The 15,127-nt window shown below is 66.6% G+C and carries 11 protein-coding genes; 7 read left to right on the top strand and 4 right to left on the bottom strand.

Annotated features, from left to right (window positions below; genetic code table 11):
* The first annotated feature begins 100 nt into the window (after positions 1 to 100).
* Both RFA01S_RS15005 and RFA01S_RS15000 read left to right on the top strand, forming a co-directional pair.
* Complete coding sequence (locus RFA01S_RS15005; protein ID WP_032390060.1) at positions 101 to 3,427, top strand: ATP-dependent helicase; 3,327 nt, start codon at positions 101 to 103, stop codon at positions 3,425 to 3,427.
* On the top strand, positions 3,424 to 6,831 hold the full coding sequence (locus RFA01S_RS15000; RefSeq protein ID WP_032407022.1) for an ATP-dependent helicase: 3,408 nt from the start codon (positions 3,424 to 3,426) through the stop codon (positions 6,829 to 6,831). The genes RFA01S_RS15005 and RFA01S_RS15000 overlap by 4 nt, the downstream gene beginning before the upstream one ends.
* Here RFA01S_RS15000 and RFA01S_RS14995 read toward each other — a convergent pair.
* Positions 6,794 to 7,180, bottom strand: a complete 387-nt coding sequence (locus RFA01S_RS14995; RefSeq protein ID WP_032407095.1) for a DoxX family protein — start codon at positions 7,178 to 7,180, stop codon at positions 6,794 to 6,796. The two genes, RFA01S_RS15000 and RFA01S_RS14995, sit on opposite strands and share 38 nt — an antisense overlap.
* Before the next feature lie 139 nt (positions 7,181 to 7,319).
* On the opposite strand from RFA01S_RS14995, the gene RFA01S_RS14990 reads away from it, so the two are divergent.
* Together RFA01S_RS14990 and nudC are read left to right on the top strand one after the other, a co-directional pair.
* The gene (locus RFA01S_RS14990) at positions 7,320 to 8,387 is read left to right on the top strand and encodes a potassium channel family protein (RefSeq protein ID WP_027496550.1); all 1,068 of its coding nucleotides are present in this window, start codon (positions 7,320 to 7,322) and stop codon (positions 8,385 to 8,387) included.
* Between the two features lie 23 nt (positions 8,388 to 8,410).
* On the top strand, positions 8,411 to 9,313 hold the full coding sequence (nudC, locus tag RFA01S_RS14985) for an NAD(+) diphosphatase (RefSeq protein WP_032391659.1): 903 nt from the start codon (positions 8,411 to 8,413) through the stop codon (positions 9,311 to 9,313).
* A gap of 7 nt (positions 9,314 to 9,320) precedes the next feature.
* On the opposite strand, the gene RFA01S_RS14980 is transcribed toward nudC, so the two are convergent.
* Entirely contained in the window at positions 9,321 to 9,590 is a 270-nt protein-coding gene (locus tag RFA01S_RS14980) for a mycoredoxin (RefSeq protein WP_032407096.1), read from the bottom strand.
* 112 nt (positions 9,591 to 9,702) lie between these two features.
* Between RFA01S_RS14980 and RFA01S_RS14975 the strand changes: the two genes are divergently transcribed.
* The 3 genes from RFA01S_RS14975 to RFA01S_RS28005 all read left to right on the top strand — a co-directional run bounded on the left by RFA01S_RS14975 (position 9,703) and on the right by RFA01S_RS28005 (position 12,746).
* Positions 9,703 to 11,817: an ATP-dependent DNA helicase UvrD2 gene (locus tag RFA01S_RS14975; RefSeq protein ID WP_032366325.1), complete on the top strand. Its 2,115-nt coding sequence runs from the start codon at positions 9,703 to 9,705 to the stop codon at positions 11,815 to 11,817.
* A gap of 143 nt (positions 11,818 to 11,960) precedes the next feature.
* Entirely contained in the window at positions 11,961 to 12,272 is a 312-nt protein-coding gene (locus tag RFA01S_RS14970) for a hypothetical protein (RefSeq protein WP_032366326.1), read from the top strand.
* A gap of 153 nt (positions 12,273 to 12,425) precedes the next feature.
* On the top strand, positions 12,426 to 12,746 hold the full coding sequence (locus RFA01S_RS28005; protein WP_032407097.1) for a WhiB family transcriptional regulator: 321 nt from the start codon (positions 12,426 to 12,428) through the stop codon (positions 12,744 to 12,746).
* A gap of 34 nt (positions 12,747 to 12,780) precedes the next feature.
* Here the strand turns inward: RFA01S_RS28005 and RFA01S_RS14960 are convergent, their stop codons facing one another.
* Positions 12,781 to 14,091: an ABC1 kinase family protein gene (locus RFA01S_RS14960; protein WP_032366327.1), complete on the bottom strand. Its 1,311-nt coding sequence runs from the start codon at positions 14,089 to 14,091 to the stop codon at positions 12,781 to 12,783.
* A gap of 95 nt (positions 14,092 to 14,186) precedes the next feature.
* Positions 14,187 to 15,074: a hypothetical protein gene (locus tag RFA01S_RS14955; protein ID WP_032407098.1), complete on the bottom strand. Its 888-nt coding sequence runs from the start codon at positions 15,072 to 15,074 to the stop codon at positions 14,187 to 14,189.
* Positions 15,075 to 15,127: the final 53 nt, after the last annotated feature.

Raw genomic sequence — 15,127 nt, 5'->3', positions numbered from 1 at the left:
TGCCGCATCGAAGGCCCCGGTTTCGAAAGGGACGGGTCGGCTGCCGCCCCCGGGCCGCCGGATCGGGGCACGGCCGTTCGTGTCGGTGGGTCGTGATTGCATGTCCCGCATGAGCACGGACGGCAGACACGGCGCGACGGTCACCCTCGTCCGTGCACCCAGGGTGGCGCAGCCGCCCCGCCGGTGGACCGATTCCGCTGCCCGGTTGCTGGCGTGGACTCCCGATTCGGCGGCGGAGGCGGCTCAGGGCGCTCCTCGATGGAACCCCTGGCAGGTGCTCGGCGGGCCCGGCTCGGGAAAGACAGCGCTCGTGGCGGACTACGCAGTCTCCCGAATCGTGTCCGGCGATCCGGAATCGGTCCTGGTGCTCACTCAGTCGAAGCGCGCGTCCATCACGCTCCGCGAGCAGATCACCGCCGGTCTGTTCAGCGGCGATCACGCGCTGCGCGCCACGCGCGAACCGCTGGTACGCACGGTGCACTCGTATGCGTTCGCGGTACTGAGGTTGCAGGCCTCCCTCTACGGCAATCCGCCTCCTCGACTGCTGACCGGTGCCGAGCAGGACGCGGTGGTCCGCGAGATGCTGCGGGGCGACATCGAGGACGGCGCAACCGACTGGCCGGATCGATTGCGCCCGGCTCTCGGTACCGCAGGATTCGTCACCGCGGTGCGAGACATGATGCTCCGATCCGCAGAACGCGGAATCGGACCCGAGGATCTGGTCAAGCTGGGCCGCACGCACGGCAGACCCGAATGGATCGCCGTCGGCAAATTCGCGGCTCGATACGAACAAGCCATGTTGCTGCGCGGCGCAGTCGGCGTCGAAGCCGCAGGGGCCACGGCACCGGGCCTCGACGCGGCCGAGCTCATCGGCAGCGCACTGATGGCGTTCGCCACCGACCCGGATCTGCTGCGCAGTGAGCGCGCCCGCATCCGGCACCTCGTCGTCGACGATGCACAGCACCTCGATCCGCAAGCTGCGCAGCTGATTCGGTTGATCGGCACCGATACCGAATCGACCGTGATCGCCGGGGACCCCGATCAATCCGTCTTCACGTTCCGTGGAGCGGATCCCACGTTCGTGGCCGATCTGCTCGATGCGGACTCGCCTCGACGGGTGGTCCTGACGCGGAACTTTCGATCGGTGCCTGCAGTGGCGGAACTGACCGACATCGTGGCGGGGCGACTGCCCGGGCTCGGTCGGCACCGCAGTCCCGAGCCGGTGGCCACGGCTCGGTTCGGCGAGCCGGAGGCCCGGGTACACGTCGTGTCTTCGCCTGCCAAGGAAGCCGCGATCATCTCCGACGCCATGCGACGCGCGCACCTGATCGACGGAATGCCCTGGTCCGAGATGGCGATCGTCGTGCGGTCGGTCCCGCGTACCGTCGCGCCGCTGCGTCGCGCTCTGCACGCGGCCGGTGTCCCCATGATCACCCCGGCTTCGGAGTTGCCGTTGCATCGCCAGCACGGAGCGGTGGGCTTGCTGCTGGTGCTGCGGGCGATCTCCGACCCGTCGTTCGACGGAGAAGATGCGCTGGCTCTGCTGTCCGGCCCGATCGGGGGTGCCGATCCGGTAGGTCTGCGGCGGCTGCGCCGAGGTGTCCGCAGACTCGAACTGGCCTCGGGCGGCGAGCGCGATTCGGCCGAACTGCTCAGAGTCGTTCTCACCGGCGAGACGCGAGAGAAGTTCGGGTGGATCACTGGTCTGTCGGACGTGGAAGCGGCACCGCTGCGACGAGCACTGAGCGTCGTTCGTAAGGCGCGAGCGGTGGCTCGGGAGGGCCGCGGAGTCGAGGACGTGCTGTGGGCTGCGTGGCAGGCGTCCGGACTCGAGCGGCGTTGGGCCGCCGCGTCCGCGTGGGGTGGGTCCGCGGGTGCTCAGGCCGATCGAGACCTCGACGCGGTGGTCGCACTCTTCGACGCCGCGGCGGCCTACGTCGACAGGCTGCCGCGCGCGCAGCTGGGCGGATTCCTCGATTACATTGCGCAGCAACAGATTCCTACCTCGAGCTCGAATCGTTCGACTGCGCCGGCCGATGCGGTGACGCTGCTCAGCGCGCACTCGGCAGCCGGTCGCGAATGGGAACTGGTGGCGGTCGCCGGGGTTCAGGAGGGGCTGTGGCCGGGTCTGCGAGCGCGCGGCAGCCTCCTCGGAACCGACACGCTCGTCGATCTGGTGTCCGGCAAGGTCGACGCGGCTGCGGCCCTCGACGGACGACTGTCGAAAGCTGCACCGCTACTCGCCGAGGAACGCAAGCTCTTCCTCGTGGCGTGCAGTCGCGCGCGCTCCACTCTGCTCGTCACCGCCGTGGACTCGAGCACGGGCGATACCGATCTGGTCCGCTCCCGATTCGTCGACGAACTCCGGGGAGTCGACGGCGACGCAGATCCCGTCCCGCTGCCCGAAGGTTCCGAGCCGCCGACCCCGCACCGGGTGTTGGCATTACCGATGTTGGTCGCCGAGCTTCGCGGGGTCGTCTGTGATCCCGTTGTCGCCGAACATGATCCGGACAAGCGAGCGCGCGCCGCGCGGCACCTGGCCACACTCGCCGAGGCCGGCGTCCGAGGCGCACATCCCGACGAGTGGTTCGGAATTGCGGGCCTCAGCACCAGCGAGCCCCTGTGGCACCTCGGCGATGGGCCGGTCCCGCTCTCGCCATCGACGGTGGAACAGCTCACCACGTGCCCGCTGCGCTGGATGCTCGAACGTCACGGAGGAAACGACGGCACCAACACTCACGCCGTCACCGGAACCCTCGTGCACACTCTGGTGCAGGCGGTGGCAGGCCGGATTCCACCGGACCAGCTCAGGCGGGCACTCGAGACGGCGTGGGATGCAGTCGATCTCGGATCACAGTGGTTCTCGCGTCACGAGCTCGATCGAACCGGGGCGATGCTCGACACGTTCGAGAATTGGCTGCAGGGCACCCGAGGCGAGCTCACCGAGGCGGGCGTCGAGGTACAGGTCGACGGCATTCTGGCCGCCCGATCCGAGGACGAGCCTGCGGTCGCCCTGCGCGGCCGGATCGATCGGCTCGAACACGATCCGGACGGCCGCCCGGTCGTCATCGACGTCAAGACGGCCAAAACGGTGATGTCCAAGGAAGACGCGCGCAATCACCATCAATTGGCTACGTATCAGGTCGCCGCTGCCGCGGGCGCAATCGAGGGAGAGCCCGCGGGCGAACCCGGGGGTGCCCGGTTGGTGTTCGTGGCCAAACCGCACAACAAGGACGGCGCAACGCAGCGGATCCAGGAGGTGCCGACACCGGAGAAACTCGAGGAATGGCGAGACACCGTCCACCGGGCGGCCTCGGCGACGCAGGGTCCCGTCTTCGAAGCCAGAGTCAACGACGGGTGCAGACATTGCCCCGTCAAATCCAGTTGCCCGGCCCACGAGACAGGACGGCAGGTGACCGAGCAGTGACCGCCTCGGCGACGCGCAGCGCAACCGTGCGGGTCTCACCCGTCGAACTGTCCCGCGCCCTCGGGCAGAAGCACCCACCCACCGACGAGCAGGCGGCGGTGATCGCCGCCCCACCCGGTCCGACGCTCGTCGTGGCAGGCGCAGGGGCTGGGAAGACCGAGACGATGGCCGCGCGAGTGGTGTGGATGGTGGCCAACGGGTTCGTCGATCCGGATCAGGTACTCGGACTGACCTTCACCCGCAAGGCTGCGCAGCAACTGACGTCCCGAATCCGCGCTCGGCTGGCGCGGCTCGCCGGGTCGGATCTGGTGCGCGCGCTGGATCCGAGTCTGGCACTGCGCGAACGGATTCTCGCCGCCGAGCCGGAGGTGAGCACCTACCACTCGTATGCCGGGCGACTGCTCACCGAGCACGGCCTGTTGCTGCCCATCGAGCCCTCCGCGACGCTGCTGTCGGAGACCGAACTGTGGCAGCTCGCGCATCGTGTGGTCAGCACGTGGGACGGCGATCTCGACACCGACCGAAATCCCACGTCGGTGACCGAGGCGGTACTCGCCCTCTCCGGTCAGCTGGCCGAGCATCTGGTGGACCCCGACCAGCTGCGCGAGGCGCACGTGGAACTCGAGAAATTGGTGCACACACTCGGCCCCGGTCCGCGTCAACGTGGTGGGCCGACCAAGGAGCTGCTCAACATCCTCGATGCCCAACATCAACGAATCACGTTGCTGCCGTTGGTGGAACGACTCGCGCAGACGCTTCGGCACGAAGGGGCACTGGATTTCGGTTCGCAGATGTCGATGGCGGCGCGGGTCGCGGCCGAACATCGCGAAGTGGGAATCGCAGAGCGGCAACGCTTTCGGCTCGTTCTGCTCGACGAATACCAGGACACCGGTCATGCCCAGCGGGTGCTGCTGTCCTCACTGTTCGGATCCGGTAGCGATGCCACCCTGGCGCTGACAGCCGTGGGCGATCCGATGCAGTCGATCTACGGGTGGCGAGGGGCGTCGGCGGCGAACCTGCCGCGGTTCGCCACCGATTTCCCGCAGGCGGACGGCAGTCCGGCACCGCGGCTCGAACTCCTCACCAGCTGGCGCAACCCGCCCGAGGCACTCGCTCTCGCCAATCTGATCACCGACCCCCTGCGCCGCGTCGGTGTACCGGTGCCGACCCTGCGGGCCCGGCCGGGCGCGGTGCCCGGCGATGTACGGCTGGCCGTCACCGACACCGTCCTCGACGAACGGGAATGGATCGCCGACCGAATAGCCGAGCACTACCGCGACGCCCTCGAACTGGACCGGCCTCCGCCCAGTGCCGCGGTACTCGTGCGGCGCAACGCCGATGCCGAGCCGATCGCCGAGGTGCTGCGTAGCCGTGGCCTACCCGTCGAGGTGGTCGGGCTCGGCGGATTGCTGCATGTGCCGGAGGTCGCCGACATCACCGCGATGCTGCGTCTGGTGGCCGATCCGACTGCGGGCAGCTCGGCCATGCGTATCCTCACGGGCTCCCGATGGCAGATCGGGGCCGCCGATCTGCGGGCGCTCGCTCAGCGCGCCAAGGAGCTCGAGATTCGGGGCGGCTACGGCACCGCGGGCCGTGTCGACGACCCACAGGCGCTCGACGCCGCGCTCGGAAGTGCCCTGCCGGGGGAACAGTCGGAGCAGGCCGGTCTGGCCGACGCCATCGCCGATCCAGGTTCGGCCGAACGATATTCGGAGGCCGGGCACCGACGCATCACTGCGCTCGCCGGAGAACTACATCTGTTGCGCGACCGAATCGGGCAGCCGCTGACGGAACTGGTCGCCGACATCGAACGCATCATGGGCATCGGCGTCGAAGCGCAGGCGCGGACACCGTTCGGTGTCGATGGTGCAGTCGGGCGCGAGCATCTCGACGAATTCGCCCATGTGGTGGCCGATTACGCCGACAATCCAACGGCCACGGTCACCGGATTCCTGTCGTTCCTCGCGGCGGCAGAGACTGTCGAGGACGGGTTGGCTCCGGGCGAGGTCGAGGTCGCCCCGCATCGAGTACAGGTGCTGACGGTGCATTCGGCGAAGGGCCTCGAATGGGAGGTCGTGGCCGTACCGCACGTGGCGACCGGAGTGTTCCCGTCCTCGAACGCCTCGTCGACCTGGCTCGGGGCGATGGCCGAACTGCCGCCGTCCCTGCGCGGCGACCGCGCTCTCGACGGTGAAGGTTCCGAGGGGGTACCGGTACTCGAGCTCGAGGACCTCTACAACCGAAAGGACCTCGAGGACGCCGTCAAGCGGCACAAGGATGCACTCGCTCGGCGTCGGCTCGCGGAGGATCGTCGACTGTTCTACGTTGCACTCACCAGAACCGAACGGGTGCTGCTGGTCTCGGCGCATCAGTGGGACGAGACGTCCACGAAGCCTCGTGGCCCGTCCGAGTTTCTCGACGAGCTCCACCGGTACACCTCGACGGCCGAGGACGCCGTCGCGGTGGTCGAGCAGTGGGCACCGGCCCCCGAAGCCGGAGCCGTCAACCCGTTGGGGGCCGAGCCGCATACGGCATCCTGGCCGCGAGATCCGCTCGGGCCGCGGCGAGGCGCGATCGAGAGTGGTGCGGCCGACGTTCTGCGGGCCCTGGCCGACAGGGCCGGCTCCCACCATGATTCGGACGAAGACGAGGACGAGGACGACCCGGAGGAGTGGGGCTTCGACGTCCGGACCTTGCTGGCCGAGCGCTCGGCGCGGGCCGTTGCCGGGGTCGATGTCGCACTACCCGAGAACCTGTCGGTGACGCAGCTGGTCGACTTGGCGGCAGATCCGGATGCGCTCGCCTCGCGACTGCGCCGGCCACTTCCGTTTCCCCCGAATCCGTTGGCGCGCCGGGGAACAGCGTTTCACGCGTGGATCGAGCGCCGGTTCGGCGCGACCCGCCTGCTCGATCTCGACGAACTACCGGGCTCCGCCGATACCGGTGCTTCTGCCGATGTGGACCTGGACACTCTTCAGCGGGCGTTCGAGGCCTCCGATTGGGCTCTGCGCAGTCCGGTGGAGGTAGAGGTGCCGTTCGAGACGTCGGTGGCAGGAACAGTGCTGCGCGGTCGGATCGACGCGGTGTTCGCCGACCCGGACGGCGGCTGGACCGTCGTCGACTGGAAGACCGGAGCCGAACCGTCGGCGTCCGAGCAGCAGGCGGTGGCGATGCAGCTGGCGGCGTACCGGCTGGCGTGGGCGGAGTTGATGTCCGTCGGTCGTGCCGAGCCGGTACCGCTCGATCGCGTCCGTGCGGCGTTCCACTACGTCCGCAGCGGTCGTACCATCTCGCCCGACAAGCTGCCTGACGCAACAGCTTTGGCGGCGCTGCTCGAAGGTCGATCCGTCGTGGACGACGTCGACACTACGGTGCCAGTCGACGAGCTTTCAGAGCCTCGGTGACCAGTGGGATCTGCAGGGGGAGACGAGCGATCATGGCGGCCTTCAAGGCCGGTGACGTCTTGGAGCTGCGTACGTACTTCCATGCGAGGTTGATGTTGGCGGGGAAGACCGCGACGAACAGGCCCGCTGCCAACGCACCGCCCATTCGACGGGTGCGGGGTGCGGCCAACGTGGCAGCCACAGCGAGCTCGGCTACTCCCGATACCTGGGTGTACGTCCGCGCCGAACCTGGAAGGGCGGTCGGTACCTGCGCATCGAAGAATTGGGGAGTGACGAAATGGAGTACTCCGGCGCCGGCGAGCAATCCCGCGAGACGCAGCGCTGCGGCCTGACTCGGTCTCTGTGTCATGCACACACCGTGCCACACGGTGCTGCATCCGCCCATCCGGTCCGCTCGAAGCGGTCGGTTGTCGACGCAGAAGCGCGGCATGGGGTTACGCTGCGTGCCGTGAATGATCTCGACTTCGGTGAGCACCTCGGTGGGCGACGTGGGAGGTAGGTTGCGCACGCGCCTGGGGGACAGCGGCGCGTTGACCGACAAGCCCGATTTCGCGCTGGTAGGTGTGCTGCGGGTTCCGGAAATCGAATCCAGCCCGTGGAGCGCGATCTACAAGCGGGTTCTGATGGCGTTGGGAATTCTCTTTCTCGCGGCGTTCGTCGTCTACCTCGATCGCGACGGCTACAGCGACAATCAGAACGGCGAGCTGTCGTTCCTCGACGCGTTCTATTACGCGACGGTGTCGTTGTCGACCACCGGATACGGTGACATCGCGCCGATGAGTCCGTCTGCGCGGCTGGTCAACATTCTGGTCATCACCCCCTTACGAGTCCTGTTCCTCATTCTGTTGGTCGGCACCACGCTGTCGGTTCTCACCGAGCGGTCTCGACAGGCATTCAAAATTCAGCGATGGAGACGCAGCGTGCGCAATCACACCGTGGTCATCGGTTTCGGTACCAAGGGCCGAACCGCAGTCGACGCGATGCTCGGCGACGGAGTGTCGGCCTCGGACATCGTCGTGGTCGACACCGACCAGACCGTGCTGGACGCGGCCTCGGCGATGGGTCTGGTCACCGTCCACGGCTCGGCCACCAAGTCCGATGTGCTTCGGCTCACGGGCGCTCAACATGCCGCGGCCATCATCGTGGCGACCAATCGCGACGACACGGCGGTCCTGGTGACGCTGACGGCCAGGGAAATCGCTCCGAAGGCCAAGATCGTCGCGGCGATCCGAGAGGCCGAGAACACGCACCTGGTGCGCCAGTCCGGTGCGGACTCGGTGGTCGTCTCGTCCGAAACTGCGGGTCGGCTGCTCGGAATTGCCACGTCCACACCGTCCGTCGTGGAGATGATCGAGGATCTTCTCACCCCGGAGGCAGGCTTCGCCGTCGCAGAGCGAGAGGTGGAGCGGGACGAGGTGGGCGGTTCACCGCGTCATCTGGCCGACATCGTGTTGGGAGTGGTCCGGGGCGGCAAGCTGTTCCGGGTCGGATCACCCGAGGTCGACGCGATCGAGGCAACCGACCGACTGCTGTACATCCGTCGCGTGGCCGACTGAGCAGGCCCAGTAGGGTCGTGAGCGTGCCGAATTTTCAGCTCGTCCATCCACCTCGACTGTCTCGATCACCGCTCGACCGGGCCGAGGAATTGCGCCGTGACACAGCGGCACTGGCCGCCGGTTGGTCCACGGCTCGCATACTCGACGTGGACGGTCGCGGCAGATTCGCAGTGGACGACGGTGGTCTGGTCTTCGTCGACGCCGCAGACGTGGCCACGGAACCGACCGAGGACGTGGTCTTCCTCGGGATTCATGAGGATCGTCACCTGTGGACCCGGCGCGTAGAACTCGTCCAGGGCACGTTGGGAGATCTGCGCACCGACGGTGAGCGCCTCGACAGTGTGTCGCTGTCGATGGTCACCGGGGCTCTGGCCATCCTCAATTGGCACGCCAGTGCGCGGTTCAGCTCGCTCGACGGCGCTCCGTCCGTTCCGTCGGCTGCAGGCTGGTCGCGGACCAGCACGTCCTCGGGTCACGAAGAGTTTCCGCGCACCGATCCTGCGGTGATCTGCCTGGTTCACGACGGCGCGAATCGAGTGCTGTTGGCGCGCGCACCGATGTGGCCCGAACGTCGGTTCTCGGTGTTGGCCGGATTCGTCGAGGCCGGCGAATCGCTGGAGACCTGTGTCGCGCGGGAGATCAAGGAAGAAGTGGGGCTGGACGTATCCGGCATCGAATATCTCGGCAGTCAGCCGTGGCCGTTTCCGCGTTCGGTGATGATCGGCTTCTCGGCCGTCGCCGACCCGGATCAGCCGCTCGCGTTCCAGGACGGCGAGATCGCCGAGGCGCACTGGTTCGAGCGGACCGAGGTCGTCGCCGCCCTCGAACTGGGCGACTGGGGATCGGAGTCGACGTCTCGATTGCTGCTTCCCGGATCCATCTCGATCGCTCGCGGGATGCTGGAGGCGTGGGCAGCGACGACCTGACGCTCGATCAGAGCGCCAGAGCGCGCTTGACCTCGGCGAGACTGGGGTTGGTTGCCGTCGATCCGTCCGCGAACTGCACGGTGGGCACGATGTGGTTTCCGTTGTTGACGCTGCCGACGAACTCGGCGGACTCGGGGTTCTGCTCGATGTCGATCTCGGAGTAGGCGATTCCCGCCTCGTCGAGCTGAGTCTTGAGCCGGCGGCAGTACCCGCACCAGGTGGTGGAGTAGACGGTCAGCGCGGCCGGGGTCTGTGGGGTGTTCTCGGTAGTGGTCACGCAGACAGTCAACAGCAGGGCGCAGGTGATTGTTCCGTGACGGCGGCCTCGGCGAGTCTCGGCGGCGTCGGGCCCGGACATCGCTGTCGGTAGGCACTGACACAATGGACCCATGGCTGACGACGCGATGACTGCCGGTCTCGATCCGGAGCAATCCGCGGCAGTGCTGGCTCCTCGTGGTCCGGTCTGTGTGCTCGCCGGGGCCGGAACGGGCAAGACTCGCACGATCACTCGACGCATCGCGCATCTCGTGTCCGCGGGGCACGTGTCCTCCGGCCAGGTGTTGGCGGTCACCTTCACCGCGCGGGCGGCCGGTGAGATGCGCGGCCGTCTTCGAGAACTCGGCGTCGGGGGAGAGGGACCTCCGGTGCAGGCTCGTACCTTCCACGCTGCCGCGATGCGCCAGCTCAAATATTTCTGGCCACAGGTCGTCGGCGACACCGGGTGGCAGTTGCTCGACCGTAAGTTCACCGTGGTCTCGCAGGCAGCGAACCGGGCCGGCGTCTCCACGTCCACCGACGCCATCCGCGACCTCGCGGGCGAGATCGAGTGGGCGAAAGGCTCGTTGATCGCCCCCGAGGACTACCCGCGCATAGCGGCGAGCAACCGACGCGACGTGCCCATGGACGCAGCCAAGGTCGCTGCGGTGTACGCGGGATACGAAGAACTCAAATCTCGCGGCGGCGACGGCATGTTGCTCGACTTCGACGATCTGCTGCTGCACACCGCCGCGGCGCTCGAAGAGCACTCTTCGGTGGCCGACGAATTCCGCGAACGCTATCGCTGCTTCGTCGTCGACGAGTATCAGGACGTGACGCCGCTCCAACAGCGGGTTCTCGACGCCTGGGTGGGCGATCGTGACGACCTCACCGTCGTCGGTGATGCGAATCAGACGATCTACTCGTTCACCGGAGCGTCCCCTCGCTACCTGCTCGACTTCTCTCGCAAGTATCCCGAGGCCACCGTTGTCCGTCTCGAACGTGACTACCGATCGACACCGGAGGTCGTGTCGTTGGCCAATCGCGTGATCGGTGCCGCGCGGGGTCGCATTGCGGGCACTCGGCTGCAGCTGATCGGTCAGCGTGATTCCGGTCCGGAGCCGGAGTTCTTCGAGTACGACGACGAGCCCGCCGAAGCGGACGGAGTGGCACGCGCGGTGAAGAGGTTGATCTCGAAAGGCGTCGAGCCTGCCGAGATCGCAATTCTGTACCGCATCAATGCGCAGTCCGAGGCGCACGAGCAGGCCCTGACCGAGCTGAAGATTCCCTATCAGGTTCGCGGCGGCGAGGGTTTCTTCACTCGACCCGAAGTGCGGCAGGGAGTCAATGCACTGCGCCAGGCTGCTGGCCGAGACGATCTACCCGACGGTTCTCGTGCCGGGGACGGCCTGACCGGTCTGGTTCGGGCCGTGCTGGCTCCACTGGGGTTGACCGCTACCGAGCCGACCGGTGCGCAGGCGCGGGAGAAGTGGGCCTCCCTGGGAGGTCTCGTGCAACTCACCGAGGAATTGCTGGTGCACGACCCCGAACTGACCCTCGACTCACTTCTCGGTGAACTCGCGGCTCGCGCCGAGGCGCGGCATCCACCGACGGTGCAGGGCGTGACGCTGGCCTCGTTGCATGCGGCGAAGGGGCTCGAGTGGGATGCAGTGTTCATCGTCGGGCTTGCCGACGGAACGCTGCCGATATCTCACGCGATCGGCAACGATCCCAGTGCGAACAACGAGGCCGCCGTCGAGGAAGAGCGTCGCCTTCTCTACGTGGGTGTCACCCGGGCGCGGGTCCACCTGCACCTGTCGTGGGCCCTGGCCCGTAACGAGGGTGGGCGCAAGTCGCGTCGCCGCTCCCGATTCCTCGTCGGATTGGTGCCCGAGGATTCGCCCGCGTCGCGCATCGCGGCACCCGCGGCCAAGAGGTCGGGGCCCAAGTGCAGAATCTGCGGTAAGCCGTTGATCGGCACGTCGGCCACGATGCTCGGACGATGCGATAGCTGCCCGTCCAACGTGGACATCGCCCTGCTCGACGCGTTGAAGTCGTGGCGCCTGGACAAGTCTCGTGAACTCAAGGTGCCCGCATACGTCGTGTTCAGTGACAACACGTTGACTGCTATCGCCGAACAGCAACCGCAGGACGAGCGTGGGCTTGTTGCGATACCGGGAATCGGGGCCAAGAAGCTCGAGCGCTTCGGCGAGGACGTGCTCACGGTGGTGCGGTCCTCCGACCGGTAACCGTCCGTCGAACAGTTGCCGTAAAACTGCTGGTCAAAAATAACTTGTGCAGATCTCGGCGGGGGGCTTAGTCTGTTTCTCGTGTCGCGGGAGACCGCACACTGCCCAGTCCGCCCACGAGACCAGAACAGGAGCTGAAGAACATGATCGACACATTCGACATCGCCGGTGCAAGAGCAACCGTCGTGCTCAGCCCTGTCTGCGGTGCAACGCCCTTCGGCGATGCACTGGTCGGTACGCCCGCTGCTGCGGCCGTAGCCGCCGGCTCGGTTGCGCAGACGTGGATTCGTCCCACCGCTTTCGGCCCGATGCACCAGTCCGCATCGGAAGCCCTCGGGTCGAATTCCGCCCCCGGCGTCCTGGCGTTGGCAGCACCCGCTGTGTACACCCATCGACGTCACCGCGCACCACGCGCGTCCGTGTTCGACAGCAGATACCGACTTCACTGTAGGTAGACGCTTCGATTTGCCCACCAGGCCACGGACCCGCACTCGCGGACCGTGGCCTTTGTCGTTCAGGTAGATCCTCTACCCGAGCGTGAGGCCGACATGGTTCGCATTACCCCTCGAACCGATAACGACGCCGCACGAAAAGTAGAGGAGACCGACGTGTCAACCGCCACGATCCGGACGACATGCCGACCAGAGTCCGAAAGCACCTACGCAGCAACAAGTTTCGCCGAATCGGCGGAGCTCGAGCTGTCGGTGCCTTGCCGAGCGGCGAACCCCGACATGTGGTTCGCCGACACCCCTGCCGAATTGGAGCAGGCCAAGGCGCTGTGCGCCGAATGCCCCATCCGCCAAACCTGTCTCAGCGCCGCATTGGATCGCGCCGAGCCGTGGGGCGTATGGGGTGGCGAGATCCTGGAACAGGGTGTTGTCATCGCACGCAAGCGTCCTCGCGGACGGCCACGTAAGAACGCGGCATGAAGCTCGATCCGGAGGTCCGGCTTCACCGAGTGATTCACTCGGTAAAGCCGGGCAACCATTCCGTCAGAATTGCCATGTACGGCGCATAGGCGTCGAGCTGCGCGCAGATTCCCACCAGGCCACCCAGTACCCGGAAGATCATCACGTACTCCGGCGGCATGTTCAGCGAGCGAACGGTGCGGAACTGTGCGCTGTTGAAATCGGCTGCGGTGCCTGCCGCTTTCTGCAGCCACGCCCGAGTGAAGTGAAACGACTCGGTGTGAATCGGGTCTGTGAACGGGCGAAGGTAATCGGCAATTTCCTTCTCCGTCACCGTGCGACCCGGCACCACGAAGCCACTTTCGGTGCACAGTTCGACCAGTTCGTCGAACTTGTCGTCACGAGCGAGTGCGACCATCCGGCCGAGGACCGGAGGCAGGCCGTCGGGCATCGGAGCACATGCCCCGAAATCGATGACGCCCATTCGGCCGTCGTCGAGCATCATGAAGTTTCCCGGATGTGGGTCCGCGTGCAACAACTTCGCGCGTGCGGGAGACTCGAACGCGAACCGCGCGAGTAGTTCGCCGGCTCGATTACGCTCGTCCGCAGTTCCGTGCGCGATCACATCGGCCAGGGGTCTGCCCGTCATCCATTCGCTCACAACCACTTTCGGGGCGCTGGCGACGATCTTGGGTACCGCGAACCGAGGATCGCCCGCGAATTCCTTGCTGAAGGCGCGCTGATTGGCTGCCTCGATGCGGTAGTCGAGCTCGTCCTCGGTGCGCGCCGTCAGCTCTTCGAGCACGGGCTTGACGTCCGTACCGGCGAGCACCGTGCTGAACAGATTCGCGAAACGAGACAGAGTCTTGAGGTCCGACCGCAAGGCGTCGTCCGCACCCGGATACTGGATCTTGACCGCGACGTCGCGCCCGTCCGCCCACGTGGCTCGGTGGACCTGGCCGATGCTGGCCGAGGCGATTGCGGTGTCGTCGAAACTCTCGAACCGTGATCGCCACGCCGTACCCAGTTGTTGATCGAGTACGCGATGCACCGTCTTGGCCGGCATGGGCGGGCCCTGAGCCTGCAGCTTCGTCAGTGCCTCACGGTAGGGCTCCGAATACTCCTCGGGGACGGCGGCTTCCATCACCGACAGCATCTGACCGAGCTTCATGGCCCCGCCTTTGAGCTCTCCGAGGACGGAGAAGAGTTGCTCGGCTGCTTTGGCGGCCATGTCCGCGTCGATCTCGTCGCGGTTTCCGCCGGCGAGCTTCTTTCCGAAGCCCATCGCGGCACGTCCGGCCATTCCCAGGGGAATGCTGGCTAGTTTCGCGGTACGAGTGGATCCACGGCGCGGTATGTCTGACACAGCTCCATCATGGCTGAACCTTCCGACAAATGCTCGGACCGGTGAAACCGTGGCCTCGACTGCCGAGGTGGGCGGGTGGTCGAGTGACCGTGTCGTCAGTACCAGCAATCGCAATGCGGATGTCGCGTCCACTGTCTTTTGTGCACGGACGTACCGGTTGCCGCGAAACTCAGCTCCATCGTGCAGTCGGTGGTTTCGGGCATCGTTCCGTCCGTGCGATCGATGAGGGTCTCGAGTTGCGCGAACGCGAACGCCGCCGTGGCCAACACCGTGGCGGTACTCGCCTGGCCCACCGTGCCGAGCAGATGTGCGGACAGATGCGGCCACTCCGGATCGAGATCACAGCGGGTGAGATCGGCGCAGCGCAGGCAACTCGTCTGTCCGGGCACTACGAACGGGCCGACGATTCCTTTCCCGTCCCGCAGTCGCACCTGCAGGTGCGGGATCCTTTTCCGCACCAGATCGGTCACCAGACGAGGCTCGGCGACGAGGTCGTCGGTGAGCACGACCACGTCGTACTGCCACGAGTTCACGGCGAGGTGCGGATAGCGTGTCGGGGTCAGGCTCGTTCTGGTCACCGCGACACTGGTGCGCCGCAACCCGGCGGTCAGCGCATCCGAGAGCGGCCCGCGGCCCACGAGATGCACGGAACGAATGTCGCGCAGTTCACTCGACGGAGCGTCCGCGTTGCTCGCCGCCGGGCCACTCGTGCCGTGCACGAGCAGGCCGGAATCGTCCAATTCGGCGAGCATCGACGACACTCGGTTCGCGGACAAACCCAACGTCATTGCGTGACAGACGATGTGAGGCCTGGAACGTCCTGCCGCGAGAAGCCGCAGGATCTCGAGTATCGAGCCCGGTTCCGCACCGGGAGGGGGAGTGACGACGACGCTGGTCTCGGGGCTCCACCCCAATTGAACGGTTCCGTCCCGTCGCGGCAGGATGGCCACCGCGGGATCGAGTCGAACGGTCGATGTGATCATGAACCACACTGTGACACTCGGTCGAACGGCAAACGCCCGCTCGAAGCACGTTA

The sequence above is a fragment of the Rhodococcoides fascians NBRC 12155 = LMG 3623 genome (genome assembly GCF_001894785.1).
GTDB classification, from domain to species: Bacteria; Actinomycetota; Actinomycetes; order Mycobacteriales; family Mycobacteriaceae; genus Rhodococcoides; species Rhodococcoides fascians.
This window is presented reverse-complemented; position numbering and strand designations above follow the sequence as displayed.

Excerpts from the sequence above, each read along its gene's own strand:
- RFA01S_RS15005 (WP_032390060.1), top strand. The coding sequence starts at position 101 with ATGTCCCGCATGAGCACGGACGGCAGACACGGCGCGACGGTCACCCTC.
- RFA01S_RS14955 (WP_032407098.1), bottom strand. The coding sequence starts at position 15,074 with ATGATCACATCGACCGTTCGACTCGATCCCGCGGTGGCCATCCTGCCG.
- RFA01S_RS14970 (WP_032366326.1), top strand. The coding sequence starts at position 11,961 with ATGATCGACACATTCGACATCGCCGGTGCAAGAGCAACCGTCGTGCTC.
- RFA01S_RS14995 (WP_032407095.1), bottom strand. The coding sequence starts at position 7,180 with ATGACACAGAGACCGAGTCAGGCCGCAGCGCTGCGTCTCGCGGGATTG.
- RFA01S_RS14975 (WP_032366325.1), top strand. The coding sequence starts at position 9,703 with ATGGCTGACGACGCGATGACTGCCGGTCTCGATCCGGAGCAATCCGCG.